We start from the raw sequence: 24,909 nt of genomic DNA, 5'->3' as shown, positions 1-24,909 counted from the left end.
CTCTGTCGATTGCGGTACCCGCCTTCCGCTCTCCAGCCGCACGGTCTAAGACCCTCGCGTCGAAGCCTCGCGAGCCTGCCATGACCCCGACGGATCTCCGCAAACTCACCATCTTGCCGCCGGCGGCGGCGCTGACCGGCCGCGTCATGCCGCCCGGCTCGAAGTCGATCACCAACCGGGCGCTGCTGGTCGCGGCGCTGGCCAAAGGCACCAGCCGGCTCAGCGGCGCACTGAAGAGCGACGACACCCGCTATATGGCCCAGGCCCTTAGGGATATGGGCGTCGAGATCGCCGAGCCCGACGACACCAGCTTCATCGTCACCAGCGACGGAAAGCTGCGGGTGCCCAAGGCGCCGCTCTTCCTCGGCAATGCCGGCACCGCGACGCGCTTCCTGACGGCGGCGGCGGCGCTGGTCGACGGCAAGGTCGTCGTCGATGGCGACGAGCATATGCGCAAGCGGCCGATCGCACCGCTGATCGCAGCGCTCACCCGGCTCGGCGTCGCGATCGAGGCGCCGAGCGGCTGCCCGCCGGTGACCATCCAGGGGCAGGGCGGCTTCGACGGCGGGCTGGTCGAGGTCGATGGCGGCCTCTCCAGCCAGTACGTCTCGGCGCTGCTGATGGCCGGCGCCTGCGCACGCAATCCGGTCGATGTCGTGCTGACCGGCCAGGAGATCGGCGCGCGCGGCTATGTCGACCTGACGCTGGCGACGATGCGGGCCTTCGGCGCCGAGGTGTCGGAGCCGGACAGCGGCGGCTGGCGGATCGCGCCGACCGGCTATATCGCGACCGATTACCTGATCGAGCCCGATGCCTCGGCCGCGACCTATCTCTGGGCGGCGGAAGTGCTGACCGGCGGCACGATCGATCTCGGCGTGCCGGCTTCCGCCTTCACCCAGCCCGACGCCAAGGCGCATGCGCTGATCGCCGCCTTCCCGAACCTGCCGGCCGAGATCGACGGCTCGCAGATGCAGGATGCGGTGCCGACGCTGGCCGTGCTCGCCGCCTTCAACCAGACGCCGGTGCGCTTCGTCGGCATCGCCAACCTGCGCGTCAAGGAATGCGACCGCGTCGCGGCGCTGGCGCAGGGCCTGTCGCGGATCAGGCCGGGGCTCGGCGTGGAGGAGGGCGACGATCTCGTCGTCGCCGCCGATCCGGCGCTGGCCGGCCAGACCTTGCCGGCGGAGATCGACACCTTCGCCGATCACCGCATCGCCATGAGCTTCGCACTGGCGGGGCTGAAGATCGGCGGCATCACCATCCTCGACCCCGCTTGCGTCGCGAAGACCTATCCGGATTACTGGCGCGCGCTCGGCTCGCTCGGCGTGCGCTTCGAGGGCGAGCTGCCGTAGGAGATCTGTCGATTTGCCGCTGCCAAGCGCTGACTGCGGCAGTTCCGTCATTGCGAGCATTGCGAAGCAATCCAAGGCCGTTGAGCGAGCCCTCCTGGATTGCTTCGCAATGCTCGCAATGACGAGGGTGCGTTTGTTCAGGCCGCGTCGAACCGGCAAGCAATCGTGCTAGGCTGCGGTGACGATTTAGGTATTTGAGCCAGAGCATGATGGCGGCGAGGGTGACGAAGCCCATGAAGGTGGCCGCCAGCTTGTCGTATCGTGTGGCGATGCGGCGGAAGTGCTTGATGCGGCTGAAGAAGCGCTCGACGCGGTTTCGTTCCTTGTAGAGGAGCCGATCATAGGCGTGTTGTCGCTTACGATGGCGGCGGGGCGGGACGACGGGATCGCCGCCCTGCTGGATGATCTTCAGATAGAGCCGATCGGCGTCATAGGCCTTGTCGGCCAGGACGGATTGAGCGGCGACGCCGTCGATCAGGTCACAGGCCGGAGCCATGTCGTTCTGCTGACCCGGCCCCAGCAGGATGCGAACCGGCAGGCCCAGCGCGTCTACGCAGACGTGGATCTTGGTGCCGAAGCCGCCACGAGACCGGCCAAGCGCCTGGGCGTCCGGTCCCCCCTTTTTCGCCGCGCGCCGGCGGCTTGGGCATGGGCGCGGATGACCGTGGCGTCCAGCATGACCCATTCCAGGTCGGGCTCAGCGGCCACCGCCTCGAACAGGCGATTGAGCACGCCCATCTCGATCCAGCGGTAATAGCGCCGCTTGGCCGTTTGATAGGGCCCAAATCGCGTGGGCAGATCACGCCACCGACCGCCTGACCGCGCCATCCACAACAGCGCGTCCACGAACAACCGGCCATTGCTGCGCGGCCCCCGCTTGCCCTTGCGGCCGCCAGGCACGAATGGCTCGATGCGCGCCCATTGATCGTCCCGAAGAACCTCGCCTTCCAACACCGCCTCTAAAAAGCAGCGTTGAATCAGAACCGCGGGCCGTCGGGAACCCTAAATCGTCACCACGACCTAGAACGGGATGTCGTCGTCGAGATGGCTCGACGAGCGAGAACCGCCGCTGCTGCTGCCGCCGCTCGCCATCGCCGGCTGGCGCGAGCCGCCGCCGACCGGGCTCGACCGGCCGAAGGAGCCGCCCGACGAACCCTCGTCGCCATAGCCGCCGCTGCCGCCACCAGCCTCGTCGCCGCCCTGGCCGCGGCTGTCGAGGATGGTGAGCTCGCCGCGGAAACGCTGCAGCACGATCTCGGTCGTGTATTTCTCGACGCCCTGCTGGTCCTGCCATTTGCGGGTCTGGAGCTGGCCCTCGATGTAAATCTTCGAGCCCTTCTTCAGATACTGCTCGGCGACCTTGGCGAGATTCTCGTTGAAGATCACCACCGAGTGCCACTCGGTGCGCTCCTTGCGCTCGCCCGACTGCTTGTCGCGCCAGGTTTCCGAGGTGGCGATCCTGAGATTGACCACCGGCTCGCCGCTGCCGAGGCGCCGCACCTCGGGGTCGCGCCCGAGATTGCCGACCAGAATGACCTTGTTGACGCTACCAGCCATGACAGGCTCCGTTTCCTGCGCACTTCACCACAAACCCGGCCGATCGACCGGAGCCGGACCCTAGCCGGCCATGCGGCCACTATCAACGATGTTCCTGTTTTGTTCAAGACTCTTTTCGCGCCTTGTCCCCGACAAAAAATTCGAGCTTTCCGAGGGCTGGTGAACGGACCAGGACGATCTGCAAACGGCAGGGCTGCGAGCGAGCCGCGGCCGCCATCGCCACGGCTTCAATAGCCGAACTGCTCGCGCAGGATACGCTCGTCCAGGCTGTGGCCGGGATCGTGCAGCATGACGAGGTCGAGCGAGCGGTCGATCGCGATCGAGACCGAGATGACATTGTCGATCTGGGTGTGGTCGGCGACGGCGCTGACCGGGCGCTTGTCGGCCTCCATCACCGCGATCGTCACCTTGGCGTGGTCGGGCAGGAGCGCGCCGCGCCAGCGCCGCGGCCGGAATGGCGAGAGCGGGGTGAGCGCCAGCAGCGGCGCATCGAGCGGCAGGATCGGGCCATTGGCCGAGAGGTTGTAGGCGGTCGAGCCGGCCGGCGTCGCGACCAGCACGCCGTCGGCGACGAGCTCGGACAAGCGCACCTGTCCGTCGACCGAGAGCCGCAGCTTCGCCGCCTGGTAGGAGCGGCGGAACAGCGAGACCTCGTTGATGGCGCGCGCTTCGACGCGCTTCCCGTCGCGATTGACCGCCGTCATCACCAGCGGGTGGACGACGCTGCGCTGCGCCGCCTCGAGCTTCTGGCGCAGGCCGCGCTCGCGGAACTCGTTCATCAGGAAGCCGACCGAGCCGCGGTTCATGCCATAGATCGGCTTGGCCGTGCCCATGAAGCGATGCAGCGTCTGCAGCATCAGCCCGTCGCCGCCGAGCGCGACGATCACCTCGGCCTGCGCCGGATCGGCGTCGCCGTAGCGCTCGACCAGCTTGACCCGCGCGGCTTCAGCCTCGGCGGTGTCGCTGGCGACGAAGGAGATGGCGGCGAAGCGCTCGGTCATCGCTGGTATCCGGTCGGCGGTATCTAGAGCACGCGCCGATCAGATTGCAACGCAATCCGATCGGATAACGCGTACTCTATCAATGATTTAGAGACGGATTCACCGATCAGGTTGATTCAGCCTGATCGGATCCGGCTCAAGGGCCGGTCTAGCATGGCCTCGGACAGGATCGCGAGCCGCCTTGCGAACATGCCGCAAAAAGAAAGGCCGAGGCGCATACCCCGGCCTTTCTCCAGCGGATGCGCGAGGGTCTCAGATCGCGCTGCTCCACTGCAGCGGCACGAGTTCGAAGCCATTGCCGGCCTTGGCGATATGGCCGGTGGCGGGGAAGGGAGCGTGGTAGAAGGCGACCTGCATCTTGTCGGCCACGGCCATGTCGAGCAGCTTGCGGCGGGTGGCGGCCGCCTGCGGCCCGTCCATGTCGAACACCGCCGACCAGTCGGGATTGCGCACGAACAGGGCCGGGTGGTTGGTGGTGTCCGACATCACCATCAGCTTGCCGCTGCCGGAAGAGACGGCGTAGACCGTGTGGCCGGGCGTATGGCCGGGAGCGGCGATCGCGGTCACGCCCGGCAGGATCTCCTTGCCGGCCTCGTACTGCTTCACATCCTTGGCGACCGGGCCGAAGACGCGGCGCACGCCGGCGAAGGCGCCCTTCATCGCCTCGGGGGCGGCGTTCATCTTGGCGTCGTCCATCCAGAACGCCCATTCGGCCGCCGGCACCATCACCTCGGCGTTCGGGAAGACGGCGCTGCCGTTCTTGAGCCGGAAGCCGTTGATGTGGTCGCCGTGGAAATGGCTGAAGACCACGGTCGAGACGTTCTTGGGGTCGAGCCCGGCGGCCTGGAAGTTCTTCATCCAGGCGCCCGAGGTCGGCGCGCCGGAATCGCCGTTGCCGGTGTCGATCAGAGTGAGCTTGTCGCCGATCTGCAGCGCCAGTGTGGTGAAGGTGATCGAGAGCGCGTCGCTGGGCAGATAGGCCTGCTCCATCGCCTTCTTGACGTCGGCGAGTTCGGCATTGCGGACGAAGCCCTCGAGTGGGCGCTTGGCGAAGCCGTCATTGAGGGCGGTGACGGTGATGTCGCCGACCTTGTAGCGGTAGAAGCCGGGATTCTGGTTCGCGGCAGCTCCTTGCGCGTGGGCCGGCGCGAGGCCGGTGGGCAGATCGAGCGCGGCTGCGGCGGCAAGTGCGCCGGCACCCGCCATCACGGTGCGGCGCGAGGGTTCGAAACGGGCCATGATCAGGCTCCAACAACGAGAAGGGCACGACCTCCCCCGGATGGCGCCCCGCCAACCGGCATCATGCCCTGGGCATCGGCTTGCCCGAGCGTCAAACTAGCTGCCGCGACAACGCCTTCAACCGCCGTGTGATTGCCCAAGGTCAACTTTCCGTGAGCCTGCCACGATGGCGTGGGTCGATGCGGAGGATTGAATCGATCTATCCGGCGAAGCCGCCTCGCCGTTGAAATGGAAACCGTTTTACGAATCGGCCTGCTCGATGCGGCGCCTGGCGAAGGCCTTGAGCAGGGCGGCGCAGAGGGCGAGCGAGGCGAGGGCGCCCTGACCGGAGCAGCCGGCGACCAGCGCCTCATAGGTCTGCTCCTCGGTGGCGACCGATTGCAGGCTCCAGTTCCAGTCGGGAGCCTTCTGCCGGATGATGTTGACCGCGACGTCGATCTCGGCGCTGATCCGGCCGATCGCCTTCCAGAGCGAGCCCTGCTGGTAGATGCCGCCGGGCGGGGTGCGTGGGGCGAGCAGATTGGTCGGCTTGCGGCGCACGGTGAAACCGAGTGCCTCGTAGATGTCGGCATCGAGACTGCGGTCGGGTCGGCCGGTGCGCTCGCAGCGCTCAGCGAGAGCGAGCAATTGGTCGCGCTGGTCGGCAGAAGTCATCGCTCGGCAGGCTCCGATCGTCTCCGTCGTCGCGGCGGCATGTCCTAGCAAACGACAGGTCACAGGGATCAGGGTGGTGCCGGCGGAGAGGATCGAACTCCCGACCTTCGGTTTACAAAACCGCTGCACTACCGCTGTGCTACGCCGGCCCTTGCGCTGCGGTATCAGGCCGATGCGGCGAGGGCAAGATCGACGGGCGACAGACTGAAGCGGGGATGATCTCCTTGCAAATCGGAGCGTGAGGCGCGAACGCGCCCTCGATCCTGCCCTCATGGGCAGGGTCGAAATGCGGTTCTGAGGGAAACGAAACCGATAATCCCGGTTGGGCATGGCGGCGTTCACTCGCCCGTAACCATCTAAGTCGATGCTTTTTCAGAAGCCTTGCCTTGAGATGTGCCCATGCTGACCCGTCGGTCCTTTACCTTGTCGTCCCTTTCCATCGTCGCCCCCGGGCTGTCTGGCTGCGGCGGAGGCAGCATCGTGGCGTTGCCGGATATCGCTCCGAGCCGGCCGGCCCTGACACGCACGTTGGCGCGCCCGAACTATGCGCAGGTCTACATCGAATATCCGGGCGAGCGCTTTCCGGTGCCGGCGATCGATTATGCGAGCATCGAGCCGCGCTATCTGCGCCAGACCGTCGAGTTCCGCCGGGCCGAGCCGCCGGGCTCGATCGTCGTCGATCCCGGCTCCTATCATCTCTACTTCGTCGAATCGCAGGGCGTCGCGACGCGTTACGGTGTCGGCGTCGGCCGCGAGGGCTTCGGCTGGACGGGGGTGGCGAAGATCAACATGAAGCGGGACTGGCCCGACTGGGTGCCGCCGCAGGAGATGATCGAGCGCGATCCGCAGATCAGGGCCCAGCTCGAGCCGACGCCGCGCGGCCCCGGCGTCCGCGGCGGGCCGAAGAGCCCGCTGGGCGCCCGCACCCTCTATCTCTTCGGCGAGGGGCGTGACCTCGGCTACCGCATCCACGGCACGACCGAGCCGTATACCGTCGGCACCAACGTCTCCTCGGGCTGTATCCGGATGATCAACCAGGACATCATCCACCTTTACGCCCGCGTCGCGCTGGGAACGCCGGTCACGGTTCTGCCGGTGTGACACTCGTCGCCCGTCGGATCGCGGGCGGCGGCAATTGGCGAACCGGTGCGCTTCCTTCGCTCCTATCCACGGCGGCAAAGTCCATCGCTATCGTCGTCAGCGATGCCTGCGTCGGGCTTTAGCACGAGCATGAGCATGTGCTCCTGCTCGCCCAACGTGCCCGCCCATTGGCGTGACGCGGATTGATTTCAGCTCGTGCCGATGCTGGGCGCAGCGGGGACTCCGGCCTTCCACCAACAGAAAAGCCCCGCCCTTTCGGGCGGGGCTCGTCAGGATCGGCAGGGCCGAGCTTGGCTGAAGGATCAGCCGCCCTCGTGGGTGAGGATGTCGCGATCCTTGGTCTCGGGCACGAAGAGCAGGCCGATGACGAAGGTCATCATCGCGATCACGATCGGGTACCAGAGGCCGTAGAAGATGTCGCCGGTGCCGGCCACCATGGCGAACGAGGTCGCCGGCAGCAGGCCACCGAACCAGCCGTTGCCGATATGGTAGGGCAGCGACATGCCGGTGTAGCGGATGCGGGTCGGGAAGAGCTCGACCAGCGCCGCCGCGATCGGGCCGTAGACCATGGTCACGTAGATGACGAGCACGGTCAGGATCGCGATGATGGTCAGCGACTGGGCGCTGAACAACGCGTTGAGGAAGCCGGTCTTGACGATGCGGGCATCGCCCGCCGCCGGATAGCCGGCTGCGACTGCCTCCTTGGCGAGGGCTGCCGCGAAGGTCGCGTCGATTGCGAGGTCCTTGCCGTTGACGGTGACCTTGGCCGGCGTGCCAGCCGGGGCCGGGGCCTGGGTGTAGACGATCGCCTGTGTGGCCAAGGTGCGACGGGCGACGTCGCAAGGCTGGGTGAAGGTGCGCACGCCGACCGGATCGAAGACCGAGCCGCAGGTGGCGGGATCGGCGACGACCTGGACCTTGACGTTGGCATGCGCCGCGGCGAGGCCGGGATTGGCGGCCTTGGTCAGCGCACCGAACAGCGGGAAATAGGTCAGCGCCGCGATCAGGCAGCCGGCCAGGATGACCGGCTTGCGGCCGATCCTGTCGGACAGCGAGCCGAAGACGATGAAGCCGCCGGTGCCGAGGATGAGCGACCAGGCGATCAGCACGTTCGAGGTGTAGAGATCGACCTTGAGGATGCTCTGGATGAAGAACAGCGCGTAGAACTGGCCGGTGTACCAGACCACGGCCTGGCCGGCGGTGAGGCCGAACAGCGCGAGCAGTGCGATCTTGGCGTTCTTCCACTGGCCGAAGGCTTCCGACAGCGGCGCCTTCGAGCCGGTGCCCTCTTCCTTCATCTTCTGGAAGGCCGGCGATTCCTGCATCTGGAGGCGAATCCAGACCGAGATCGCGAGCAGGAAGATCGAGGCGAGGAAGGGAATGCGCCAGCCCCAGGCGGCGAAGTCAGCTTCACCCATGGTGGTGCGGATGCCGAGGATGACGATCAGCGAGAGCAGCAGGCCGAGCGTCGCCGTGGTCTGGATCCAGGAGGTGTAGAAACCGCGCCGTCCCGGAGGCGCATGCTCAGCGACATAGACCGCCGCACCGCCATATTCGCCGCCGAGCGCGAGGCCCTGCAGCATGCGCAGCGCGATCAGGGCCACCGGTGCGATCCAGCCGATCGAGGCATAGCTCGGCAGCAGGCCGACCAGGAAGGTCGAGGCGCCCATGATCACGATGGTGACGAGGAAGGTGTATTTGCGGCCGATCAGGTCACCGAGCCGGCCGAAGAACAGCGCGCCGAAGGGGCGCACGAGGAAGCCCGCCGCGAAGGCGAGCAGGGCGAAGATGGCGCGGGTGTTCGGATCGAAGGCCGAGAAGAAATGCGCGCCGATCATCGCGGCGAGCGAACCGTAGAGGTAGAAATCGTACCATTCGAAGACCGTGCCCAGCGAGGAGGCCAGAATGACCTTCTTCTCTTCTCTGGTCATCGGCCGTGGCCCTGCGGCCGCCGATGCTTGTGCCATGCTCATGAAGCGCTCCCGTCTTACGTTCCCCGGGCGCCACAGACCATCTGCTGCGCCCTCGTGCCGCCTTCCGGCGGTTCTTCGCTTGGAGCCGGCGCCAGGGCCGACTCAGGATAAAGGCCTTGGAAAAGCCAAGTTTGATGGGCTACGAATGCTGCCACCCCCGGCAATCTTCAACCGAGCACTTGGTCTTGCACCGAAAGGCGTAAGACGAAGGATTGAGCGTTCGGCCGTGCTGATGCGGCTCCATGACTCGCCATGGGCGAGCCGGGCGATTAACTTCTCGCCAACCATTTCGCGGCGCTCAGCCGCGAAGGGATGCAGGAGGAGTCAGCCATGAAACGCGATGCTGGCCTGCCGCTCACCGTGCTGCTCGCCGGGCTGTGTCTTGCCGCTTCCCCGGCCGCTGCGGCGCCGGGCTTCGTGGCGGCCCCGGCGTCCGGAGTAGCGGGTCCCGCTCCACGGTTTGCGTCGATGCGGCCGATCGCGCGGCCTGGCCACGTCCACCGCCGCCATGCTGGTTTCTATGGCGGTGGCTATCCCGGCTTCTATGGCTGGCCCGGCGGCCAGCAGCAGACCGTGGTCGTGCTCCCGGAAGTGAGCGAGCCGCCGCCAGCGAAGGAACCCTCCGTGCCCGTCGCGATCGGCATTCCGCGGCCGCCCGCGGCCGATCCGGTGCTGTACCGGATCGAAGAGCGCAACGGGCGCCCGGTCGTACGGGTCATGCGCTTCAGCAGCGACGGCCGGGTGGCCCGGCGCTGAGCTTCAGCCGCGCCGGGTTGCGGCGTAGAGCGCGATCGCGGTGGCGTTCGAGACGTTGAGGCTCTTGATCGCGCCGGGCATATCGAGCCGGGCGAGGTGGTCGCAAAGCTCGCGCGAGCGCTGGCGCAGGCCCTTGCCCTCGGCGCCCATCACCAGGACGAGCGGGCGGCGTAAGCTGACCTCGTCGAGCGAGACGTCGCCTTCCGAATCGAAGCCGAGCCGCAGGAAGCCGCGCTCGCCGAGCTTGCCCAGCGCATCCCCCAGATTCTTCACCGCGACCAGCGGCACGTGCTCGAGCGCGCCGGAGGCCGATTTCGCCAGCACGCCCGTCGCCGCCGGCGAATGGCGGATGGTGACGATCACGGCGGCGACGGCGAAGGCCGCGGCCGAGCGCAGGATCGCCCCGACATTGTGCGGGTCGGTGATCTGGTCGAGCGCCAGCACGATCGCATCGTCCGGCAGGCTGTCGAGATCGGGCGAGGGCAGGGGATCGCAGACGAGATAGAGCCCCTGATGCACCGCGTCGGGCGTCAGCAGCCGGTCGATTTGCGAGGGCCGGACCATTTCCGGTTCGATCGGCAATTCGCCGATCTCCTCGACCAGGCGCTTCAGCGCGTTCTCGGTGGCGAGAAGCTTGCGGAAGCGCCGTTGCGGATTGCGCAGCGCCTCGATCACCGGATGGGCGCCATAGAGGATCGCCTCGTCGATCTCGCCGGGCCGGTGCGGCGGCGGGCCGTCGCGGTGAGGGCGGCCTTGGCGGCTCTGGAAACGGGGGCGGGACGGGGCGGACATCATGGCTCCGGAAAGGTGACGCCATGCCCTGCCATGGCGCGGCCGGCTTGGCCAGCCCGAAGGCCGGGACGAGGGATTTTCACCTGGCTCATTGCAAGGAGACTATGCCGATGAAGAAGCCGAATGAACGCCTGTTCGTGGTGACCGGCGGCCCCCGGTGCCGGCAAGACCACGTTGCTTGCAGCGCTGGCCGCCGCCGGCCATGCGGTCGCGCCGGAAGCGGGGCGGGCGATCATCCGCGACCAGCTTGCGATCGACGGGCCGGCCTTGCCCTGGCGTGACCGGGCGCTGTTCGCCGAGCTGATGCTCGGCTTCGACATGCGCTCCCATGACGAGGCCCAGGCGAGTCCGGCAACCGTCTTCTTCGACCGTGGCGTCCCCGACACCGTAGGTTATCTGCGCCTGTGCGGGATCGAGGTGCCGGAGCATTTCGACCGGGCGGCTCGCGCCTTCCGTTACGCTTCGATCGTCCTTGCCGCGCCGCCCTGGCGCGAGATCTATGCGCAGGACGCCGAGCGCAAGCAGGATTTCGCCGAGGCCGAACGCACCTATGACGCGGTTACTGCAGCCTATCGCGACCATGGCTACGAACTGGTCGAACTGCCGCGCGCCGATGTCGCGACCCGCGCCGCCTTCGTGCTGGAGCGCGTGCGAGGTCTCACTTCTGGATTCCTCGGCGACAGGCGCGCGGGCGGGTAACCCCTCCCCCTTGTGGGGAGGGGCAGGGGTGGGGGTCGGAAAGCCGGAGCGATTGGCCGGACCTGATGGCGCTGTTGCCGCTGCCAAACCCCGTTTCCTGCCGACGATCGCCAGGCGGCGCCACCCCCATCCCCATCCCTTCCCCACAAGGGGGAAGGGGGAAGCCAAGGCGATCGGCCTTGCACGGAGGAATCCTTTCGGGCGGCAGCGATCTGATCTAGGCTGAAGCCTCGTCACCGCGCTCGGGAGGCGCGCCGTGGAAGGAAGCAAGGAAGCCGGCGCTATGCGCTCCGGCCGGACGCTGAACCATCTGGTGCCCGGGCGCGATTGCGGCGACTGCGTCGCCTGTTGCGAGGTGCTGCGCATCGTCGATCCGGAAGTCGGCAAGCCGGCCGGCGTGATGTGCCGCCACAATACCGGCAAGGGCTGCAGCATCCATGCGACGCGGCCGGAGATCTGCCGGAGCTGGTTCTGCCTGTGGCGCCGCATCGATGCCATGCCGGACGAGGCACGGCCGGACCGCAGCGGCGTGATCTTCTGCCTCGAGGGCGAGGACGGCCATCCGAATCCGTTCGCCCGCTTCTGCGTGGTGGCGCGGCCGGTCGCGAGCCCGCGGGCGCTGTGCAGTGCGCTGGTCAGGCAGGTCGTCGCCATGTTCGCCCGCCAGGGCGAGTTGCCGGTCTGGGTGCACCGCCATGGCGTGCGCAGCCTCATTCATCCGCCGCCCGATCTCGCCGACGCGATCGAGCGGCCGGAGGCGACGCCGTTCCAGGCCTTCGTCCCGGCTGCGCTCGCCTGGCGCAGGCGCCATCGCGCCATCTGGCCGCAGGGCTGAGCGGGGCATCCCGACGATTGCTTGTCGGCGGATCCTTTTTTGGCGTTGACAGCCGGCTGACCTCTCCTCATAAGTCCGCCCGCGCCTACCGCCCTTCACAAAAGTGAAACAGGCGGTTGCGGCCGGCCTTCGGGTCAGCCTGCGGCAAGGCGGGGGAATGTCCCGAGCGGCAAAGGGGGCGGACTGTAAATCCGCTGGCTATGCCTTCGCAGGTTCGAGTCCTGCTTCCCCCACCACCTTGCCTTTGAGCGTTGGTTTTTTCAGTCCTTCGGCGCCACGCCCGCACCCGATATCAGGTGCGGGAACAAGTATTCGCCTTTGCTCGGCGCGTTATCGCAATGGCGGCGCGTAGAGCACGCCGCCCATGTTCCAGAGCTGGTTGAGGCCGCGCGGGATGGCGAGCTGCGAGCCGGTGCCGAGGTTGCGCTCGTAGATCTCGGCATAGTTGCCGGTCGCCTTGACCGCCCGGATCGCCCAATCGGCGTTGAGGCCGAGCGCCTTGCCGAAATCGCCTTCGGCGCCGGTGAAGCGGCGCACATCCGGCTTCTGCGATTTGAGGGCTTCGTCGACATTGGCGGCCGCGATGCCGAGTTCCTCGGCATTGACCAGGGCGAAGTTCACCCATTTCACCAGGTTGAACCAGGCGAAGTCGTCGCTGCGCACCACCGGGCCGAGCGGCTCCTTCGAGATCACGTCCGGCAGCACCACCGCGTCCGCCGGCTTTGCCAGCTTGAGGCGCTCGCCGTGCAGCGCCGACTGGTCGCGGGTCAAGACGTCGCATTGCCCGGACTGGAAGGCAGAAAGGGCCTCAGCCGCACCCGGGAAGGCCTTCTCCTCATAGCTCATCGAATTGGCTCGGAAGAAGTCGGCGAGATTGGCTTGCGTGGTGGTGCCGGCCTCGACGCAGATCTTCGCCTTGTCGAGCGCCAGCGCTCCGTCGACGCCGAGCGCGCGCTTGGCCAGGAAGCCCTGGCCGTCATGGAAGGTGATGCCGGTGAAGGCGAGGCCGAGCTGCGCCTCGCGTGCGAGCGTCCAGGTCGAGTTGCGCGCCAGCAGGTCGACCTTGCCGCTCTTCAGCGCCTCGAAACGCTCGCTGGCCGACAGCGGCGTGAAGGCGACCTTGCTCGCATCGCCGAGCACCGCCGCCGCCGTGGCGCGGCAGAAGTCGACGTCGAAGCCGCGCCAGCTGCCCTGGGCATCCTTGTCGGAGAAGCCGGTCACGCCCTCGCTGACGCCGCATTGCAGCGTGCCGCGCTGCTTCACCGTATCGAGCGTCCCGGCGCTGGCCGGCGCGGCGGACAGACTCGCTAGCACCCCGAGGGCGGCGAGTTGGAGACTGCGTGAGCGAACTCGTGAGGCCTTCGACATGGCTCTCGTCTCCTTGCGGATATGATCGTCGGGGAGGGCGGGGCCGGTCATAGCGTCGCCTTGTGGCGGATGATGACCTTGGTTCCGACCGGGACGCGGTCGTAGAGATCGACGATGTCGCCATTGGCGAGCCGGAAGCAGCCCGAGGAGATCGCCTGGCCGATCGTCTCCGGCTGGTTGGTGCCGTGGACGCGGAAGACGGTCGAGCCGAGATAGAGGGCGCGCGCGCCCATTGGGTTGCCGGGACCACCGGCCATGAAGCGCGGCAGATAGGGCTGGCGCTGGATCATTTCCGGCGGCGGGCGCCAGTCCGGCCATTCGGCCTTGCGGCTGACCTGGACCTGGCCGGACCAGGTGAAGCCCTCGCGGCCGACGCCGATGCCGTAGCGCAGCGCCCGGCCATTGCCCTGGACGATGTAGAGGAAGCGCTCCCCCGAGTGGATCACGACGGTGCCCGGCGCCTCGGTCGAGCGGAACAGCACCATCTGGCGGGCATAGGGCCCGTCGCTGATGCTGACCTCCTCGGTCGAGACGCGGCCCGGCTCGTCGCCGATGTCCATCGTCTCCTGCAGCGCCGCGGGCGGGCGCGGCTGGGCGGCACCGGGCAGGGCGAGCAGAGGGGCCGCCAGACCGCAGGCCAGGAGATTGCGCAGAATGGTACGAGTGGTGCTCATCGCTCGTCGCCTCCGGTCAGCCGCAACGGGAATAGATGAAGGTGCCGTAGCGGCGGCTCGCATCCGGATCGACGAAGCGCATCACCAGCATCGACTTGCTGTGCGAGAGGATCTCGCGGTCCTGCGGATCGCCGGCCGGCGCTTCGAAGCCGACATAGGTCTTGCCGCCACCGGACTTCAGCCTGAGCTCATAGGGCTTGGGATCGTCGGCGACATGCATCATCACCCCGTCATTCGGCCCGTTGCTGATCACATAGGGCTGCTTGCATTGCCCGCGCGCCTCCGCCTCCGTGCGCTTGCGGTCCTTGTCGGTATGGAAGGAGGCGATGCCCCAGCGCCCGACCAGGACGTCGCGCGAGATGCCGGCCGGCGCAGGTGCGCTCGCCGCGCTCCCGGCCGAAGACGACAGGCCCTCGCCGCCGCCGCAGCCGGCCAGGAGAAGCGGCAGCAGCAGGCCGCAGGCCGGGGCGCCGAGGCGCTTGGCGCTCGCAAGCACCACATGTCTCTGTGTCATCTTCCCTCCTAGGCGTGTCATCGGCACCGATGCGAGTCGCGAAGTGGCCGGCAGTTGAGCTGCGCGCTGCCGTTCCAGGGCTTTCAGGCGCGGCATGCCGCGTCCGTCAGGCCGCAAGGGAACGGCGGGATTGGACCGTAGGACACCCGCAAATCGGATCGCGATCAAGTCCTCATGATTCAGAACGGTTACTCACCTGCGGGACGGAGAAGCGAAGATGCGGCTCCGATGAGAGGCGTGGCGTAGTCAGACCGGGGCGGAGCTGAGCAATGCAGCCATCTCCGACAGCTTCGCGACGGTGTTGATGTTGCGGGCCGTGCCGCGCGCCGCGGCCGGGATCCGGAGCTTGGAATCGCCCATCCCCGCACCATAGGCGACGTAGATTTCGCAGCTGCCAAGTCGCAGTTCCTCGTCATTGCGGCCGCGGACATCGTCGAGCGCATCGGCTGGCGGCGGCTCGTCGAGGAAGATGGCGACGACCCGGTTCGGCGGCTGATCGGGAAACGGATTGGCCCGGTGTACCGCGGCCATCTCATCGGCCGTCCGCACGACCACGCCGACCGGCTTGCCGGCATAGTCCTGGAGCCGCCGCTCCAGCGCGGCCTTTACCTGCGCTGCGCTATCCTCGGCGCAGAACACGACATTGCCGCTGGCGATGTAGGTCGCGATCTTCGTGAAGCCCGCTTCCACGCACATCGCCTTCAGATCCGACATGGCGAGCTTGCCGGTGCCGCCGACATTGACCGCGCGCAACAAGGCCACATAGCTCGGCATCGATTCCTCGCCCTTCGATCGACGAAGGCTAGTACCGAAACCGAAGTCGGGCCAGATGCCCAGCGCTTGCAGGGGCCCGGGCGCGACGCATATCGGCGCTGATGGAAAGCCGATCAGCGCAGCAGCATCAGCAAAGCGAGCGTGCCCGCGCCATGGACCAGCATCATCTGCCAGACAGGAACCGCGGCGAGGACCTCGGCTCTGAATGGACAGCGCAGATCGTCGAATTCGCACATGTCACTTCCCCCAACATGACGCTAGCGGGCCGCCATTCCGCCTTCACCCCCCATTTGGGGGATTTTGTCGCAGTGGGCTCGAATTTCGCTCTTTCACTCCCAAATGGGGGCAGTCGCACGGCGTGGCTTTGCTAGGCTTGCCGTTGGGGAAGAGGACTATGGGGATTGCACTTTTCAGCACGGCGGTGGCCGCGGCCGGCGCCCTGGCCTTCGGCACGCTCGCCGGAGGGGCGGCGCTCGGCGCGTTCACCGGCGCCGCGATCTGGCTCGGCCGACTGGCGTTGAGCGATATGTAATTGCGCCCACCTGCCGCCGCCACAGGTGGATGACGCCATCTTCTTTCCTGCGATGGGTTGACACCTACCGGCCGGATGCGGAATTTGGCGGCCCGGTGCGGGTGTAGCTCAATGGTAGAGCAGCAGCCTTCCAAGCTGAATACGAGGGTTCGATTCCCTCCACCCGCTCCATCCCCCACATTGATTTCGCATTCGTCCCGTCTCACCGCGGAATTTGCCGGCTCCCCAGCTGGAGCCTGCGGATTTTACGCGGAACCACTTGGTCATCCCGGACAAGCGGCGAAGCCGCGCAGCTCCGGGATCCATCGTAAGGCTCCGGAGCTCTCCGATGGATCCCGGGTCGAGCTTTGCTCGCCCAGGATGACGATGGTGGTTCCGTGTGAACTCAGCACGCTCTAGGAGCTGACGCGACGTGCGCTGTGCTCGAGCGCGCCGATACCATTCACGAAGAGCCCGATCGTCTCGCGGGCGATATTGTCGACAGAGAGCGGCCCGGCGGGGTCATGCCAGCGGGCGATCCAGCTCAGCGCGCCGGCCGCGGCGAAGGCGAGCAGCTTGGGGTCGCAGGAGCGGATCGAGCCGTCGGCGATGCCGGCCTCGATCAACCCGCGAAAGCGCTTGTCGATCTTGCCCTTGAGGGCGCGCAATTCTTTGCGGGTCTCGGCCGGCAGCGGATCCTCGCCGACGAGGATGAGGCAGCGCCCGAAATCCTCGGTGACGATATGGGCATATTCGGTCCAGAGCACGATCAGCCGATCGAGGCCGCTGCCGCCGCTGCGCCTGGCCTCGGCCGAGGCGGCGGCGGCATCGAGCCGCTCCAGCCCGATCCGCACGCATTCGAACAGGATCTCGTCCTTGCTGCGCACATAATGGTAGATCGTCGGCTTGGTTACGTTCAGCCGCTCGGCGACATCGTCGAGCGAGGTGCGGTGGAACCCCTGCTCGCTGAAGGCCTGCGCCGCGACGCGCAGCACGGCCTCGCGCTTGAGGGCGCGTTCGCGCTCGCGCTGCGCCGGCGTCTTCCAGAGAGCTGTCGCCATGACCGGCTCAGGCCCGCTCGATCGCGAGCGCGATGCCCTGGCCACCGCCGATGCACATCGTCACCAGCCCGTAGCGGCCGCCGGTGCGCTTCAGCTCATAGGCCGCCTTCAGGGTGATGATCGCGCCGGTCGCGCCGACCGGATGGCCGAGCGCGATCGCGCCGCCATTCGGATTGACCTTGGCCGGATCGAAACCCAGCTCCCTGGCGACCGCACAGGCCTGGGCGGCGAAGGCCTCGTTCGACTCGATCACGTCGAAGTCCTTCAAGGAGAGCCCGGTGCGCTTGAGCAGCGCCTTGACCGCCGGCACGGGGCCGATCCCCATCACCCCCGGCTCGACGCCGGCATGGGCATAGCCGACGATGCGCGCCAGCACTGGCTTGCCCTCGCGGCCGGCGCGACCTTCCTCCATCAGCACCATCGCGGCGGCGCCGTCATTGATGCCCGAGGCGTTGCCGGGCGTGACCGTCCCGTCCTTCTTGAAGGTCGGTCGCAGGCCTTTCAGCGTCTCTGCGGTCGTGCCGGGCTTGGGATGCTCGTCGGTGTCGAAGCTGATCGTGTCGCGGCCCTTGCGCGCCTCGACCGGCAGGATTTGCTCGCGGAAGCGGCCGGCGGCGATCGCATCGGCGGCGCGGCGCTGACTCTCCGCGGCGAAGGCGTCCTGCGCCTCGCGGTCGATGCCGTAGCGCTCGGCGACGTTCTCGGCGGTGATGCCCATGATGCCGTTGCCGAACGGATCGGTCAGGATGCCGGTCAGATGGTCCGAGGCGATCGTGTCGCCCATGCGTTGGCCGAAGCGGGCGGTCGACAGAAGATGCGGCGCGCGGCTCATCGTCTCGGCGCCGCCGGCGACGGCGGTGTCGCAATCGCCGAGCATGATCGCCTGAGCGGCGGAGACGATCGCCTGGACGCCGGAGCCGCAAAGCCGGTTCAGCGTCAGTGCCGGCACCTCGACCGGGATGCCTGCCTCGATCGCCGCGACACGCGCGAGATAGGCGTCCTTCGATTCGGTCAGGATGACGTTGCCGAACACGACATGCTCGACCTCGGCGGCCGGCAGCTCGGCCCGGCGCAGCGCCTCGCCGACGCAAGCTGCACCGAGCGCGGTCGGCGCATGGCCGGAGAGCGCTCCGCCGAAGGTTCCGATCGCGGTGCGCGCACCCGCGGTGATGACGACATGACGGCTCATGAATTGCTCCTTCAGGCTGGTTCGGCCTGCCGCTCGGGCTTGTACAGGGCCTCGATCTCGGCGGCGTATTTCTTTGCGATGTTTGACCGGCGCACCTTCATCGTCGCGGTGACCTCGTCATCGTCATGGTCGAGTTCCTTGACGAGGAGGTGGAAGCGCTTGAGCTGCGCCACCGGCGCGAGCTGGCTGTTCGCCTGTTCGATCTCTGCGGCGACGAGCTCGCGCACCCGCGCATGCTCGGCGAGGCTGCGGAAATGGGTGAAGGGGAGGCGGTTCTCCTCGGCCCATTTGCCGACGGTCTCGGCGTCGATCTGGATCAGCGCGGAGGGGTAGCGGCGGCCATCGGCGACGACGATGCACTCCTTGATGAAGGCGCTGCCCTTCACCGTGTTCTCGATCTCGGACGGGCTGAGATTCTTGCCGCCGGCGGTGATCATGATGTCCTTGAGGCGATCGACGATCCGGACCTGGCCGCCCTCGATCACGGCGACGTCGCCGGTGTGGAGCCAGCCGTCGCGCAGCACGCCTTCCGTCGCCTCGGGATTGCGGAAATAACCCTCGAAGACGATGTCGCCGCGCACCAGCAATTCGCCCTGGTCGCCGAGCCTGGCCTCGGCGCCCGACACCGCCTCGCCGACCGCGCCGGGGAGCAGGTGCTCGAGGCGCTGGCCGGTCGCCATGCCGGAGGTCTCGGTCAGCCCATAGACCTCGACCAACGGCACGCCGAGCGTGCGGAAGAACTGCACGATGCGCGGCGGGATCGGCGCCGCGCCGGTGAGCGCGACCTTCGCCTTGCGCAGGCCGATGAAATTCTGCAGCGGGCGGAAGATGACGAGGTGGTAAAACAACGCCAGCGCCTTTTCGCGCAGGCTGCGTGCGGCCTTTGGCTTGGTGGCGAAGGGCTCGCAGGCGGCAAGACCGGCCTCGAACAGGCGCCGGCGCCAGCCGCCGGCCTCCATCAGCTTGATGTGGATCGAGGCGTGCAGCTTCTCCCAGATGCGGGGGACGCCGAGGAACAGCGTCGGTGCGACCTCGCGCAGGTCTTCCTGCACGGTGCGGATCGACTCGCCGAAAGAGACGCAGGAGCCGGAATAGATCGGCGCCATCGTGCTCAGCATCTGCTCGGCGACATGGCAGAGCGGCAGATAGGACAGGTTGGTCGTCGAGGCGTCGTAGCCGAGCCGCTCGACGACGCCGGCCGCCTGGGCGCGCATGTTGCGATAGCTCAGCATCGCGCCCTTGGGCTTGCCGGTCGAGCCGGAGGTGTAGACCATCAGGCCGATATCGGCCTGCGTCTGGGCGGCGAGGCAGGCTTCGACCAGCCCGGGATGCTCGGCCTCGTGCCCGGCGCCGAGGCGCAGCACCTCGGCGAAGGCGACGACCAGCTCGGAGGCGTAACCCCGCAGGCCCTTGGGATCGATCACGACGATGCGCTTCAGCTGGGGCAATTCCTCCAGCCGCTCCAGCACCTTGTCGGTCTGCTCCTGGTCCTCGCAGACGACGATCTCGACCTCGGCATGCCCCAGCACATAGGCGACCTCGTTGGCCGGGCTCGTCGCATAGACCCCGACCGCGACGGCGCGCACCATGCCGGCACCGAGCTGGGCGACGACCCATTCGGCGCGGTTCTCGGAGAGGATGCCGACGTGGCCGCCTTCGGCGAGGCCGAGCGCGCGCAGGCCGAGGCCGAAATGGCGGGCGCGCCGGTCGTAATCGGCCCAATCGATCGGCAGCCAGATGCCGAAATCCTTCTGCCTGAGCGCCAGCCGCTCCGGCATCGTCCGCGCATTCTCGCGCAGCATCTGCGGCAAGGTGAGGTTGGGGAGCTCGTGCATCGCCGACATCCTCACGAGAGCCAGCGCTTGCGGCGCTTGTAGTGCTTGATGTCGCGATAGCTGCGCTCGGCTCCGGCGCCGCCGAGGCCGAGATAGAATTCGCGCACGTCCTGGTCGCGCATCAGCTTCTCGACCGGCCCGTCGATCACGACCTTGCCCATTTCGAGGATGTAGCCGTAGCTCGCCACCGCGAAGGCGACGGCGGCGTTCTGCTCGACCAGCAGCATCGAGACCTTCTGCTCGGCATTGATGCGGGCGATGATCGCGAAGATCTCCTCGACCAGCTTGGGCGCGAGGCCGAGCGAAGGCTCGTCGAGCAGGATCAGCGAGGGCCGCGCGATCAGCGCCCGTCCGATCGCCAGCATCTGCTGCTCGCCACCGGAGAGATAGCCCGCGAGGCCCTTCCGGCGCTCGTGCAACCTCGGGAAGTAGCTGTAGACCAGGTCGAAATCGGCGGCGGGCAGCTTGCGTCCGGTCAGCGCGAAGGTCGCGGCGGTAAGATTCTCCTCGACGGTCAGGTCCTCGAAGATGCGCCGCCCCTCCATGACATGGAAGAGGCCGCGCCGGACCAGCCCGTGCGGGGTGAGGCTGGCGATATCGTCGCCGCGAAAGCGGATGGCGCCGGCGGTGACGTCGCCATCCTCGAGCGAGAGCAGGTTCGACACCGCCTTGAGCAGGGTCGACTTGCCGGCGCCGTTCGAGCCGAGGAGGGCGACGATCTCGCCCTCCGGCACTTGCAACGACAGCCCGCGCAGCACCTGCACGGTCCGGTTATAGACCACCTCGACATTGTTGACGTCGAGCACATGGGGGCTCATCGCGCTCTCCCGAACCAACGAGCACATGAGGTTGGTTCTCGATGGCAGAACCTAGCCCTCCCCCCGCTTGCGGTGGGGAGGGTTGGGTGGGGGGCCGGAAAGCAGAGCGCATCCATTGGTCTGGCTTTCGCCAAGCGGCACTGCCCCCCACCCCTAACCCCTCCCCACCGCAAGCGGGGGGAGGGGGATGACGGTTGCGCCTGCCCCGCGTAGGAAGACGCGAGTCGGCTCACAGCTTGATCCAGTCGGAGGCCGGCTGCATCTGCTTGGCCTTGGCGTCGAAGCGGTAGATGCGCCCGACCGGCACGGAATTGCCGGGGATCGAGATCGGCACGCCGAACAGCCCGCCGGTGTCGAAATCCTTGATGCTGTTGAGCCCGGCCTTGAGGTTGATGCCGGTGAGCTCCTTGCCGGCATCGAGCGTGCGCTTCACCGCCTCGGCCATCAGCATGGCGGTGACGAAGCCCTGCAGGTAGCCGGTCGACTGGTATTCCGGCCGCATCTGCCGGATCTTCTCCAGCATCGGCGCCGTGCCGTCCTTGTCGTAGTAATAGCGGTAGGGCATCACGCCCATGAAACCGTCGGCGGCGTCGCCCATGCGCTGCACGGTCGAGTTGTCCATGGTCCAGAACGTGCCCATGAACTGGCTCTTCATGCCCATCTGCTTGGCCTGCGCCACGAATTCCGGGATCGGCGCCAGCACATAGCCGTGGAAGATCGTGAAGTCGGGATTGGCGCGGCGCAGCTTCAGCACCTCGGTCGAGACGTCGACGCTGCCGGGCGGCGTCACGATCTTCTCGACGACGCTGAGCTTCAGCTCCTTGGCGACCGCCTCGCTCGGCACGATCGGATCGCGTCCGAACTCGCTGTCGGAATAGACGAAGGCGACGCGGGCGCCCGGCTTCTCCTTGGCGATGTAGCGCAAGAGGATGCCGAACATCTCGGTGTAGTCGGGCCCGGCCATGAACTGCAGCGGGAACTTCTTGGGGTCGTTGAGCTCGGTCGCAAAGGAGGCGCCGGCCATGATCATGCTGCCGCGCCGGTCGAGCTCGGGATTGATCGTCTTCGAGAAGCCGGTCGAGTCGCCGTAATAGAGCGAGACCTTCTCCTGGCTGGTGATCTTGTTGAAGGCGGCGACCGAGGCGTCGACCTTGTAGGCGGTGTCCTCGGCGACATACTTGATCTTGCGGCCCTTGATGCCGCCGCCATCGTTCAGGATCTTGAGATAGTCCTGGATGCCGGCATGGATGCCGACGCCGGCGAAGGCGAAGACCCCGGTCAGCGGGATCGAGCCGCCGAGCACGATGTCGCCGCTGTCCTGCGCCGCGAGCGGCCTGACGCCGAGCGCCAATCCGCCGGCGAGCGCCGCGGTGCCGGCCAGAAGCTGGCGCCTGTCGAGTTGCGTATTCGTCATCTCATCCTCCCTTGGGTTGGCTGCTCTTGACGGCAGCCGTTTCAGCGAAGTGCTCAGGTCCTGAACGGCCAGAGATGGAAGAAGCGCCGCAGGCGCCGCCAGATTTCGGCGAGGCCGCGCGGCTCGAAGATCAGGAAGCCGACGATCAGCCCACCGAAGACGATGGTGCGCACGGGCGCCAGCGCCGCCAGCGCATCCGGGTAGATCGGCGTCGCCCAGTTCGCGGCGAACTTCAAAAGCTCCGGCACCAGCGTCATGAAGACCGCGCCGAGGATGCCGCCGAGGATCGTGCCCATGCCGCCGACGATGATCGCCGCGAGGTAGAAGATCGAATTGACCAGCGGGAAGCTCTCAGGCGTGACGACGCGGAAGAAATAGGCCCAGAGCCCGCCGGCGAGGCCGGCATAGAAGGACGAGATCGCAAAGCTCGTCAGCTTGTAGCGCAGCAAGGGTATGCCGAGGACCTCGGCCGAGATGTCGCGGTCGCGGATCGCGATGAAGGCGCGCCCGATCCTGGTGCGCAGCAGGTTGGCCGCGCCGAGCACCATCAGGCAGGTCACCGGCATGATCAGCCAGTAGAGCGAGAAGGGCTGGTCGAGCGTCAGGCCGAACAGGCGCGCCGGCGGCATCGACAGGCCGCGCGACTCGCCGGTCAAGCTCCAGTGCGCGAACAGGAAGTGGAGGATGACCGAGGCGGCGATCGTCGCGATGGCGAGATAGAGCCCCTTCACCTTGAGGCTGGGAATGCCGACGAGGATGCCGATCATGGCGGCGAGGCCGGCGCCGACCAGAAGGTTGATGAAGAAGGGCGTGCCGAGCCTGATCTCCAGCACCGCGACCGTATAGGCGCCGACGCTCATGAAGGCGGCCTGGCCGAGGCTGACGAGGCCAGTATAGCCGGTGAGCAGGTTGAGGCCCGTCGCGCTCGCGACGTTGATCGCGCAGAGGCAGGCGAGGAAGAGCCAATAGGGGCTGGCGACGAAGGGAAAGGCGATCGCGCCAAGCGCGAGCAATCCCAGCAGCAGGCGTTGCATCGGCGTGTCGAACAGCGCCTCGTCGGCGGCGTAGCTGGTCTTGAGCGTGCCGATCCGCATGGCGCTACAGCCTCTCGATCTCGTGGGTGCCGAACAGCCCGTAGGGGCGGACCATCAGCAGCACGAGCAGCAGCGCGAAGGTGACGACGAGCTTGAACTCGCCGCCGAGGAAGGCGCCGGCGAGCGCCTCGACCAGTCCGATCAGCAGGCCGCCAACCAGCGCGCCTGCAATCGAGTCGAGCCCGCCGATGATGACGACGACGAGGACGGAGAGGCCAAACACGCCCATGGTCGGCGAGATCCCGCCGATCGCCCCGATCAGCACGCCGGCGCCGGCCGCGGTGGCGCAGGCGAGGATCCAGGCGACCGAGAAGACGCGCGGCACGTCGATGCCGACCGAATAGGCCGCGCCCTGGTCGGCCGCCGTCGCCTTCAGCGCGACGCCGCCGCGCGAGAAGCGGAACAGAGCGAGGAAAAGCCCGATCACCACGGCGGCCGCGACGAAGCCGATCGCGACCTTCGGCGCGAGATAGGCCTCGCCGATGAAGACCGGCGTCGACGGCATGAACTCGGGCAGGCGCAGCGGGTCGGCGCCCCAGCAGAGCTGCACCACGCCGGCCAGGATCGAGCCGAGGCCGATCGTCACCATGAACACCGAGATCGGGCTCTCGCCCAGCATCGGCCGGATCAGGGCGCGCTCGACCAGCCAGCCGAAGGCACCGCCGGCCGCGATCGCGAGCGGCAGCGCCAGCCAGGGCGAGAGGCCAAGCCCGGCAGCGAAGCCGAGGAAGGCGTAGCCGCCGAGCATCAGGATCTCGCCGATGGCGAGGTTGACCACCTGCGTCGCCTTGTAGATCAGCACGAAGGCGACGCCGGTCAGCGCATAGAGCGCGCCGGCGCCGAGGCCGGCGAGGGTAACCTCAGTGAGGAAGAGGGTGTCCATCACGCCGCCTCCGCCTTGATCCGGCGCGCGATCGCGCCGACATCGCCCGAGCCGAGATAGGCGGCGACCACCGCCTCGTTGCCCTGGACCTCGCGCGGCGTGCCGCTGGCGATGACCTGGCCGAAATTCAGCACCACGACATGGTCGGAGATGTCCATCACCATGCCCATGTCGTGCTCGACCATCAGGATGGTGACGCCCCATTCCTCCTTCACGTCGAGGATGAAGCGGGCCATGTCCTCGGTCTCCTCGCGGTTCATCCCGGCGACCGGCTCGTCGAGCATCAGGATGCGCGGGCGCATGGCCAGCGCCCGCGCCAGCTCGACGCGCTTCTGCAACCCGTAGGAGAGCGTGCCGACCGAGGCGTTGCGGATGTGCTGGATCTCGAGGAAATCGATGATGCGCTCCTCGATCTCGGCGCGAAGTTCCAGCTCTTCCTTCCGGGCCCGGCCCCAATAGAGCAGCGCATCGAGCACGCCGGTGCGCATATGGGCGTGGCGGCCGAGCTTGATGTTGTCGAGCACGGTCATGCCGCGGAACAGAGCGATGTTCTGGAAAGTGCGGGCGAGGCCGCGCGCGGCACGCTGCGGCGCGCGCACGCCGTCGAGGCTTTTCCCCGCGAAGCTGATGCTGCCGGCCTGCGGCCGGTAGAAGCCCGAGATCGTGTTGAACAGCGAGGTCTTGCCGGCGCCGTTCGGGCCGATCACCGCGGTGATCGCGCCTTCTGGCACCTTAAAGGAGACATCGCTGAGTGCGCGCACCCCACCGAAGGCGAGCGAGACGCCGGACACTTCCAGAATGGGAGAAGCCGCCAT

Annotated in this window: 25 protein-coding genes, 3 tRNA genes and 1 pseudogene; 8 read left to right on the top strand and 21 right to left on the bottom strand. The window is 67.4% G+C overall.

Annotated features, from left to right (window positions below; genetic code table 11):
- Positions 1-80: 80 nt before the first annotated feature.
- Positions 81-1,352 (top strand): 3-phosphoshikimate 1-carboxyvinyltransferase, encoded by a 1,272-nt coding sequence (locus ACSQ24_RS14790; protein ID WP_436095403.1) that lies wholly within the window; start codon positions 81-83, stop codon positions 1,350-1,352.
- Between the two features lie 193 nt (positions 1,353-1,545).
- On the opposite strand, the pseudogene ACSQ24_RS14785 reads toward ACSQ24_RS14790, so the two are convergent.
- From ACSQ24_RS14785 to ACSQ24_RS14760, 6 genes and pseudogenes are all read right to left on the bottom strand, one after another.
- Positions 1,546-2,306 (bottom strand): annotated as a pseudogene (locus tag ACSQ24_RS14785) (IS5 family transposase); the annotation flags it as partial.
- A 66-nt stretch (positions 2,307-2,372) separates the two neighbouring features.
- Entirely contained in the window at positions 2,373-2,909 is a 537-nt protein-coding gene (locus ACSQ24_RS14780) for a single-stranded DNA-binding protein (protein WP_436095402.1), read from the bottom strand.
- 227 nt (positions 2,910-3,136) lie between these two features.
- Positions 3,137-3,910: an NAD kinase gene (locus ACSQ24_RS14775; protein WP_436095401.1), complete on the bottom strand. Its 774-nt coding sequence runs from the start codon at positions 3,908-3,910 to the stop codon at positions 3,137-3,139.
- Between the two features lie 252 nt (positions 3,911-4,162).
- A complete protein-coding gene (locus ACSQ24_RS14770; RefSeq protein WP_436095400.1) occupies positions 4,163-5,149 on the bottom strand; it encodes an MBL fold metallo-hydrolase in 987 nt (328 codons plus the stop codon).
- 240 nt (positions 5,150-5,389) lie between these two features.
- A complete protein-coding gene (locus ACSQ24_RS14765; protein WP_436095399.1) occupies positions 5,390-5,803 on the bottom strand; it encodes a hypothetical protein in 414 nt (137 codons plus the stop codon).
- Positions 5,804-5,877: 74 nt separating this feature from the next.
- A tRNA-Thr gene (locus tag ACSQ24_RS14760) sits at positions 5,878-5,952 on the bottom strand.
- A 331-nt stretch (positions 5,953-6,283) separates the two neighbouring features.
- Here ACSQ24_RS14760 and ACSQ24_RS14755 point away from each other — a divergent pair.
- Entirely contained in the window at positions 6,284-6,904 is a 621-nt protein-coding gene (locus ACSQ24_RS14755; RefSeq protein ID WP_436095398.1) for a L,D-transpeptidase, read from the top strand.
- Positions 6,905-7,206: 302 nt separating this feature from the next.
- On the opposite strand, the gene ACSQ24_RS14750 is transcribed toward ACSQ24_RS14755, so the two are convergent.
- Positions 7,207-8,835, bottom strand: coding sequence for an MFS transporter (locus ACSQ24_RS14750; protein ID WP_436095397.1), 1,629 nt, complete (start codon positions 8,833-8,835; stop codon positions 7,207-7,209).
- 372 nt (positions 8,836-9,207) lie between these two features.
- On the opposite strand from ACSQ24_RS14750, the gene ACSQ24_RS14745 reads away from it, so the two are divergent.
- On the top strand, positions 9,208-9,633 hold the full coding sequence (locus ACSQ24_RS14745; RefSeq protein WP_436095396.1) for a hypothetical protein: 426 nt from the start codon (positions 9,208-9,210) through the stop codon (positions 9,631-9,633).
- A 3-nt stretch (positions 9,634-9,636) separates the two neighbouring features.
- Here the strand turns inward: ACSQ24_RS14745 and rlmB are convergent, their stop codons facing one another.
- On the bottom strand, positions 9,637-10,428 hold the full coding sequence (rlmB, locus tag ACSQ24_RS14740; protein WP_436095395.1) for a 23S rRNA (guanosine(2251)-2'-O)-methyltransferase RlmB: 792 nt from the start codon (positions 10,426-10,428) through the stop codon (positions 9,637-9,639).
- A 171-nt stretch (positions 10,429-10,599) separates the two neighbouring features.
- Between rlmB and ACSQ24_RS14735 the strand changes: the two genes are divergently transcribed.
- From ACSQ24_RS14735 to ACSQ24_RS14725, 3 genes are all read left to right on the top strand, one after another.
- A complete protein-coding gene (locus tag ACSQ24_RS14735; RefSeq protein WP_436095394.1) occupies positions 10,600-11,124 on the top strand; it encodes an AAA family ATPase in 525 nt (174 codons plus the stop codon).
- 256 nt (positions 11,125-11,380) lie between these two features.
- Positions 11,381-11,959 carry a hypothetical protein gene (locus ACSQ24_RS14730; RefSeq protein ID WP_436095393.1) on the top strand — a complete coding sequence of 193 codons (579 nt, stop codon included), beginning with the start codon at positions 11,381-11,383 and terminating at the stop codon, positions 11,957-11,959.
- Positions 11,960-12,110: 151 nt separating this feature from the next.
- Positions 12,111-12,195, top strand: a tRNA-Tyr gene (locus ACSQ24_RS14725).
- A 94-nt stretch (positions 12,196-12,289) separates the two neighbouring features.
- Here the strand turns inward: ACSQ24_RS14725 and ACSQ24_RS14720 are convergent.
- The 5 genes from ACSQ24_RS14720 to ACSQ24_RS14700 all read right to left on the bottom strand — a co-directional run bounded on the left by ACSQ24_RS14720 (position 12,290) and on the right by ACSQ24_RS14700 (position 15,525).
- Complete coding sequence (locus tag ACSQ24_RS14720; RefSeq protein WP_436095392.1) at positions 12,290-13,327, bottom strand: amino acid ABC transporter substrate-binding protein; 1,038 nt, start codon at positions 13,325-13,327, stop codon at positions 12,290-12,292.
- Between the two features lie 47 nt (positions 13,328-13,374).
- Complete coding sequence (locus tag ACSQ24_RS14715; protein ID WP_436095391.1) at positions 13,375-14,001, bottom strand: L,D-transpeptidase; 627 nt, start codon at positions 13,999-14,001, stop codon at positions 13,375-13,377.
- A 16-nt stretch (positions 14,002-14,017) separates the two neighbouring features.
- A complete protein-coding gene (locus tag ACSQ24_RS14710) occupies positions 14,018-14,515 on the bottom strand; it encodes a hypothetical protein (protein ID WP_436095390.1) in 498 nt (165 codons plus the stop codon).
- A gap of 246 nt (positions 14,516-14,761) precedes the next feature.
- Positions 14,762-15,289 carry a DUF1697 domain-containing protein gene (locus ACSQ24_RS14705; protein WP_436095389.1) on the bottom strand — a complete coding sequence of 176 codons (528 nt, stop codon included), beginning with the start codon at positions 15,287-15,289 and terminating at the stop codon, positions 14,762-14,764.
- Positions 15,290-15,402: 113 nt separating this feature from the next.
- A complete protein-coding gene (locus ACSQ24_RS14700) occupies positions 15,403-15,525 on the bottom strand; it encodes a hypothetical protein (protein WP_436095388.1) in 123 nt (40 codons plus the stop codon).
- Between the two features lie 158 nt (positions 15,526-15,683).
- On the opposite strand from ACSQ24_RS14700, the gene ACSQ24_RS14695 reads away from it, so the two are divergent.
- Positions 15,684-15,821, top strand: coding sequence for a hypothetical protein (locus tag ACSQ24_RS14695; protein ID WP_436095387.1), 138 nt, complete (start codon positions 15,684-15,686; stop codon positions 15,819-15,821).
- A 97-nt stretch (positions 15,822-15,918) separates the two neighbouring features.
- Positions 15,919-15,992, top strand: a tRNA-Gly gene (locus ACSQ24_RS14690).
- Positions 15,993-16,216: 224 nt separating this feature from the next.
- On the opposite strand, the gene ACSQ24_RS14685 is transcribed toward ACSQ24_RS14690, so the two are convergent.
- The 8 genes from ACSQ24_RS14685 to ACSQ24_RS14650 all read right to left on the bottom strand — a co-directional run bounded on the left by ACSQ24_RS14685 (position 16,217) and on the right by ACSQ24_RS14650 (position 24,909).
- A complete protein-coding gene (locus ACSQ24_RS14685) occupies positions 16,217-16,861 on the bottom strand; it encodes a TetR/AcrR family transcriptional regulator (RefSeq protein ID WP_436095386.1) in 645 nt (214 codons plus the stop codon).
- 7 nt (positions 16,862-16,868) lie between these two features.
- The gene (gene bktB / locus ACSQ24_RS14680; protein ID WP_436095385.1) at positions 16,869-18,050 is read right to left on the bottom strand and encodes a beta-ketothiolase BktB; all 1,182 of its coding nucleotides are present in this window, start codon (positions 18,048-18,050) and stop codon (positions 16,869-16,871) included.
- 11 nt (positions 18,051-18,061) lie between these two features.
- Positions 18,062-19,885: an AMP-dependent synthetase/ligase gene (locus ACSQ24_RS14675; RefSeq protein WP_436095384.1), complete on the bottom strand. Its 1,824-nt coding sequence runs from the start codon at positions 19,883-19,885 to the stop codon at positions 18,062-18,064.
- Positions 19,886-19,896: 11 nt separating this feature from the next.
- On the bottom strand, positions 19,897-20,703 hold the full coding sequence (locus ACSQ24_RS14670; protein ID WP_436095383.1) for an ABC transporter ATP-binding protein: 807 nt from the start codon (positions 20,701-20,703) through the stop codon (positions 19,897-19,899).
- 229 nt (positions 20,704-20,932) lie between these two features.
- Positions 20,933-22,117 (bottom strand): ABC transporter substrate-binding protein, encoded by a 1,185-nt coding sequence (locus ACSQ24_RS14665; protein WP_436095382.1) that lies wholly within the window; start codon positions 22,115-22,117, stop codon positions 20,933-20,935.
- Between the two features lie 53 nt (positions 22,118-22,170).
- Positions 22,171-23,211 (bottom strand): branched-chain amino acid ABC transporter permease, encoded by a 1,041-nt coding sequence (locus ACSQ24_RS14660; RefSeq protein WP_436095381.1) that lies wholly within the window; start codon positions 23,209-23,211, stop codon positions 22,171-22,173.
- Positions 23,212-23,215: 4 nt separating this feature from the next.
- Positions 23,216-24,094: a branched-chain amino acid ABC transporter permease gene (locus tag ACSQ24_RS14655; protein WP_436095380.1), complete on the bottom strand. Its 879-nt coding sequence runs from the start codon at positions 24,092-24,094 to the stop codon at positions 23,216-23,218.
- A complete protein-coding gene (locus ACSQ24_RS14650; protein ID WP_436095379.1) occupies positions 24,094-24,909 on the bottom strand; it encodes an ABC transporter ATP-binding protein in 816 nt (271 codons plus the stop codon). Before ACSQ24_RS14650 ends, ACSQ24_RS14655 begins: the two co-directional genes overlap by 1 nt.

The organism is Allobosea sp. LjRoot237 (genome assembly GCF_964253285.1).
Lineage (GTDB): Bacteria > Pseudomonadota > Alphaproteobacteria > Rhizobiales > Beijerinckiaceae > Allobosea.
This window is presented reverse-complemented; position numbering and strand designations above follow the sequence as displayed.

Coding starts and splice junctions, on each gene's coding strand:
- ACSQ24_RS14710 (WP_436095390.1), bottom strand. CDS start 14,515: ATGACACAGAGACATGTGGTGCTTGCGAGCGCCAAGCGCCTCGGCGCC.
- ACSQ24_RS14665 (WP_436095382.1), bottom strand. CDS start 22,117: ATGACGAATACGCAACTCGACAGGCGCCAGCTTCTGGCCGGCACCGCG.
- bktB (WP_436095385.1), bottom strand. CDS start 18,050: ATGAGCCGTCATGTCGTCATCACCGCGGGTGCGCGCACCGCGATCGGA.
- ACSQ24_RS14770 (WP_436095400.1), bottom strand. CDS start 5,149: ATGGCCCGTTTCGAACCCTCGCGCCGCACCGTGATGGCGGGTGCCGGC.
- ACSQ24_RS14700 (WP_436095388.1), bottom strand. CDS start 15,525: ATGTGCGAATTCGACGATCTGCGCTGTCCATTCAGAGCCGAGGTCCTC.
- ACSQ24_RS14750 (WP_436095397.1), bottom strand. CDS start 8,835: ATGACCAGAGAAGAGAAGAAGGTCATTCTGGCCTCCTCGCTGGGCACG.
- ACSQ24_RS14715 (WP_436095391.1), bottom strand. CDS start 14,001: ATGAGCACCACTCGTACCATTCTGCGCAATCTCCTGGCCTGCGGTCTG.
- ACSQ24_RS14720 (WP_436095392.1), bottom strand. CDS start 13,327: ATGTCGAAGGCCTCACGAGTTCGCTCACGCAGTCTCCAACTCGCCGCC.
- ACSQ24_RS14790 (WP_436095403.1), top strand. CDS start 81: ATGACCCCGACGGATCTCCGCAAACTCACCATCTTGCCGCCGGCGGCG.
- ACSQ24_RS14685 (WP_436095386.1), bottom strand. CDS start 16,861: ATGGCGACAGCTCTCTGGAAGACGCCGGCGCAGCGCGAGCGCGAACGC.
- ACSQ24_RS14675 (WP_436095384.1), bottom strand. CDS start 19,885: ATGCACGAGCTCCCCAACCTCACCTTGCCGCAGATGCTGCGCGAGAAT.
- ACSQ24_RS14695 (WP_436095387.1), top strand. CDS start 15,684: ATGGGGATTGCACTTTTCAGCACGGCGGTGGCCGCGGCCGGCGCCCTG.
- rlmB (WP_436095395.1), bottom strand. CDS start 10,428: ATGATGTCCGCCCCGTCCCGCCCCCGTTTCCAGAGCCGCCAAGGCCGC.
- ACSQ24_RS14745 (WP_436095396.1), top strand. CDS start 9,208: ATGAAACGCGATGCTGGCCTGCCGCTCACCGTGCTGCTCGCCGGGCTG.
- ACSQ24_RS14670 (WP_436095383.1), bottom strand. CDS start 20,703: ATGAGCCCCCATGTGCTCGACGTCAACAATGTCGAGGTGGTCTATAAC.
- ACSQ24_RS14775 (WP_436095401.1), bottom strand. CDS start 3,910: ATGACCGAGCGCTTCGCCGCCATCTCCTTCGTCGCCAGCGACACCGCC.
- ACSQ24_RS14660 (WP_436095381.1), bottom strand. CDS start 23,211: ATGCGGATCGGCACGCTCAAGACCAGCTACGCCGCCGACGAGGCGCTG.
- ACSQ24_RS14650 (WP_436095379.1), bottom strand. CDS start 24,909: ATGGCGGCTTCTCCCATTCTGGAAGTGTCCGGCGTCTCGCTCGCCTTC.
- ACSQ24_RS14655 (WP_436095380.1), bottom strand. CDS start 24,094: ATGGACACCCTCTTCCTCACTGAGGTTACCCTCGCCGGCCTCGGCGCC.
- ACSQ24_RS14780 (WP_436095402.1), bottom strand. CDS start 2,909: ATGGCTGGTAGCGTCAACAAGGTCATTCTGGTCGGCAATCTCGGGCGC.
- ACSQ24_RS14765 (WP_436095399.1), bottom strand. CDS start 5,803: ATGACTTCTGCCGACCAGCGCGACCAATTGCTCGCTCTCGCTGAGCGC.
- ACSQ24_RS14705 (WP_436095389.1), bottom strand. CDS start 15,289: ATGCCGAGCTATGTGGCCTTGTTGCGCGCGGTCAATGTCGGCGGCACC.